This is a genomic window from Nonomuraea sp. NPDC049784 (assembly GCF_040659615.1).
Classification (GTDB): Bacteria; Actinomycetota; Actinomycetes; order Streptosporangiales; family Streptosporangiaceae; genus Nonomuraea.
Genome location: NZ_JBFAMX010000871.1, coordinates 1 through 3338, shown reverse-complemented (window position 1 = coordinate 3338; position 3338 = coordinate 1). Strand labels below are relative to the sequence as shown.

General features: G+C 69.3%; 5 protein-coding genes. 3 read left to right on the top strand and 2 right to left on the bottom strand.

The annotated features are described in order from the left end of the window. Positions 1–244: 244 nt before the first annotated feature. The 3 genes from AB0J09_RS60165 to AB0J09_RS60155 are packed head-to-tail and all read left to right on the top strand — an operon-like array spanning position 245 to position 1840. Positions 245–745, top strand: a complete 501-nt coding sequence (locus AB0J09_RS60165) for a DUF4231 domain-containing protein (protein WP_360712730.1) — start codon at positions 245–247, stop codon at positions 743–745. Beyond that, positions 742–1227 carry an SLATT domain-containing protein gene (locus AB0J09_RS60160; protein ID WP_360712727.1) on the top strand — a complete coding sequence of 162 codons (486 nt, stop codon included), beginning with the start codon at positions 742–744 and terminating at the stop codon, positions 1225–1227. The genes AB0J09_RS60165 and AB0J09_RS60160 overlap by 4 nt, the downstream gene beginning before the upstream one ends. Positions 1228–1282: 55 nt before the next feature. After that, the gene (locus tag AB0J09_RS60155) at positions 1283–1840 is read left to right on the top strand and encodes a hypothetical protein (protein WP_360712724.1); all 558 of its coding nucleotides are present in this window, start codon (positions 1283–1285) and stop codon (positions 1838–1840) included. A gap of 215 nt (positions 1841–2055) precedes the next feature. Here the strand turns inward: AB0J09_RS60155 and bla are convergent, their stop codons facing one another. Both bla and AB0J09_RS60145 read right to left on the bottom strand, forming a co-directional pair. Next, positions 2056–2973, bottom strand: coding sequence for a class A beta-lactamase (gene bla, locus AB0J09_RS60150; protein ID WP_360712721.1), 918 nt, complete (start codon positions 2971–2973; stop codon positions 2056–2058). 96 nt (positions 2974–3069) lie between these two features. Next, on the bottom strand, positions 3070–3338 hold a 269-nt coding region (locus AB0J09_RS60145; RefSeq protein WP_360712718.1), incomplete at its 5' end, for a hypothetical protein.

Genomic DNA, 3338 nt, shown 5'->3' with positions numbered 1-3338 from the left:
GCGGCCGCTGGGTGCACCAGCGGCCGCCGACCGCCAGGCACTCCTCGCAGCCCTCAGGCGTCTTCGGCGCCGGGTCGTCCACCTTGGAAAGATGCTCACAAGTTGCCATACAAGAAATCCTATGACCACTGCCGCGAGCCGCATCCGCGGACCGGTTGTGCCGGAGATTCGATTGCCCGCGTGCCGGAATTTGCATACATTCCCACTGCGATAGTGCCTTCTCCCTCCGGTGCTGGAGGTAGCCGTGAGGCCACCATTGCTCGTGCGATTTCCCACACTCCGCACACCGGCCACGTCCCCGTCGGTGATTCCGGCGCCGATACGAGACGCCTATCCCGGGCTGGCTGCTGACTTCGAGGTGCTCGACCGCGAGGTGACCTCTGCTTTCGCCAAGTACGACGGGGCGGCACTGCGCGACCAGAACCGTTACCGCCGCCAGCAGGTCCTGATCCTGCTCGGGTCGGCCCTCATCGCAGGTCTCGGCGGCTTGCAGGCCGTACTGCCCGATCACCGGTGGCCGACCATTCTGCTCACCGTCATCGGGGTCGCGCTGGCCGCCAGCACCAAGTACGCCCGGGAAAGCGAGACGCTGGACGGCTACCTCGCCGCACGGGTGAAGGCCGAACGGCTGCGGGCGCTCTACTTCCGCTACCTGTCCAGAACCGGCCCGTACGCGCGCGAGGACAGGGAGCTCGCGCTCCGCCGCGCCGTGCTCGCGATCGAGGCCGACAAGGAGCCGGAATGAACGAAAGAGATGCGCAATTCCGTGCGCTCTACCGGGAATTACGCATCGACGAGCAGCGCCGGTTCTACGAAAAGCGGTGCGAGGAGTACGAGCAGGCCCGCCGGCAGGCGATCGCGCTCCGCAACGGGCTGCTCATCCTGTCGGCGCTGGCCGGCGTGGCGGGCCAGTTCGCGACCGGCGCGGGCAGGGCGACGTGCGGCGTCGCGGCCGCCGTGCTCGCGGCGCTGGCGGGCGCTTTGACGGCGTTCGAGGCGCTCATCGGCTTCGCGCAACTGCGCAAGCTGTACGGCGACGCGGCACTGAACCTGCGGACGGCGGCCCTCGACTGGGACGCCGCTGAATCCGAGGCCGACGTGGCGGCACAGGTCGAACGGATCGAGCAGATCTTCCGTACGGAGAACGGCCAGTGGGGCCAGCTCATGGTCCAGAACGAAGTGGCCTCCCCGCTGAGCGCGGAGCCGGCCGGCGAGGAGAAACCCTGAATCCGGCACGCCGGTTGGTCTCCGAGATCGCAGCCCTGGGCATGGAGGAAGGCATATGCGCGTACTCATCGTGAGCGGCCACCTGGTCGACCGGCCCGGCCGGGAGCCGCCGCGCTTTCCGCAGCACCTGGTCGGCGAGGTCACGGCCGAGATGAGCGCGATCTTCGAAGAGTGGGACATCGGGCCGGAGACGGCCGTGTTCTGCGGCGGCGCGCGCGGTGCGGACATCATCGGCGCCGAGCTGGCGCTGCGCCGCGGAGCCTCGGTGCACCTGTTTCTCGCTCTGCCGCCCGAGGAGTTCGTACGGAGTTCGGTTGATCTGCCCGGCACCACGTGGCGCGCCCGGTTCGAGGAGCTTCGCCGCCACGTGAAGGTCAGAGCGCTGCAGGCGGGCGCGGCGACGGGTGACGAGGTGTTCGCGCGTACGAACGAGTGGATGGTCGATGAGGCCTTGAGGCTCGACCCCGAGCCCCGCGCCATCGTCGTGTGGGACGGCAAGGCGGGCGACGGGCCCGGCGGCACGGCGGATCTCGTCTCACGACTGCGCCACGAGCCCGGCGACCCCCGGATCCGCATCATCGACCCCACTGTCTTGATCCCGCGCCACTCCTAGCCGCCCGGACGGTGGCGGGCAGGGGCTCAACCACCCAGCCGGTCAAGTGTGCGCTCCGTAACGGCGCTCAGCCGGTGAAGGGTCAGAGGCCGTTTCCTGGAGGGCCGTCAGCCGAAGTGCGGTGGGTGGTTTGCCCGTGCGCAGCCGTAACCCATGGAGAGCCGTCAGCCGAAGGGCGGCGGATGGCCCGTGCGCGGCCGTAACGCATGGAGAACTCAGAGCTTGCCGAGGGCGCGGGCGAGGATGGTGGCGGTGCGGGCGAGCGCTGTGTCGTCAACGGCCTCGCCAGGGGCCCGGTTGGTGTAGATCACCATGATGATGGGGGCGGCGTCCTTGGCGGGCCAGACGACCGCGATGTCGTTCGCGCCGCCGAACGCTGAGTTCGTGCCGGTCTTGTCCCCGACCGTCCAGGTCTTGGGCAGCCCGGCGCGGATGCGGGTGCCGCCCGTCTTGGTCGCGAGCAGCCAGGTGTTGAGCTGCTGCCGGTCCTTGGCGTCGAGCGCGTTCCCGGTCGTGACCGCGCGTAGGTCGCGGGCGATGGAGGCGGGCGTGGTGGTGTCGCGCTTGTCCTTGGCCGTCCAGTCGTTCAGCTCGGTCTCCCAGCGGTCCAGGCGGGAGATCGGGTCCTTCAGCGTCCTGAAGTACCGGGTCAGGCCCGCCGGTCCGCCGAGCTGCTTGAGCACCATGTTGCCCGCGGTGTTGTCGCTCAGGGTGATGGCCGCCTCGCACAGCCGGCTGACGGTCAGCCCGTCCTTCACGTGCTGCTCGGTGGTGGGGGAGTTCGGTTTGACCTCGTCGGCCGTCCAGTGCACGACCTTGTCCATCAGCCCCGGGTCGGAGGTGCGGGCCTTGTGCAGCGCGGCCGCGCAGGCCATCGCCTTGAACGTGGACAGCAGCGGGAAACGTTCGCCCGACCGGTACGCGACCGTCTTACCGGTGGCGGTGTCGATCGCGTACGCGCCGATGCGGCCCTTGAAGGACGCCTCCAGCGCGCGCAGCTCCTTGCGGGCCTGTGCCTCGCCCGAGACCACCTGCACCGAGGTCGCGGCGGACGCCGTGCTCGCCGGGAGGGCGCCGCCCGCCAGGAGGGAGACCGTCAACGTGGTCATTGCCGTGAAGCGGCGGTTTCGCATGCTTTGTCCTTGCTGTCGTCCGTCAATGGGCTAGGAGCAAAGCAGATGCGATCACGACATGTCTAATAGCGATATCACGAAGGAATCGATATCGGCTCAGTCATGAGACCAGGTCAGAGCCAGTATGCCGGCGGCGACGAGCCCGGCGGCGTGCAGGCACAACGCGGGCACGATGCCGACCGCCCCGCCGAGTACCCCGGCCAGCACCATGCCGGCCAGCGCCGTGGCCGCCTGGGCGCTGCCCAGGATGCCGAACACGCTTCCCCGATGGTCGTCGCCCGTGACGCTCTGGGCCAGCGTGGTGAGCCCCGCCATCGCGGCCCTCGCCCTGGCGTACGGCGCCGGACACCCCGATCTCGACATCC

Bases quoted from the DNA above. Each gene is read 5' to 3' on its own strand.
- AB0J09_RS60160 (WP_360712727.1), top strand. From the start codon at position 742: ATGAACGAAAGAGATGCGCAATTCCGTGCGCTCTACCGGGAATTACGC.
- AB0J09_RS60155 (WP_360712724.1), top strand. From the start codon at position 1,283: ATGCGCGTACTCATCGTGAGCGGCCACCTGGTCGACCGGCCCGGCCGG.
- bla (WP_360712721.1), bottom strand. From the start codon at position 2,973: ATGCGAAACCGCCGCTTCACGGCAATGACCACGTTGACGGTCTCCCTC.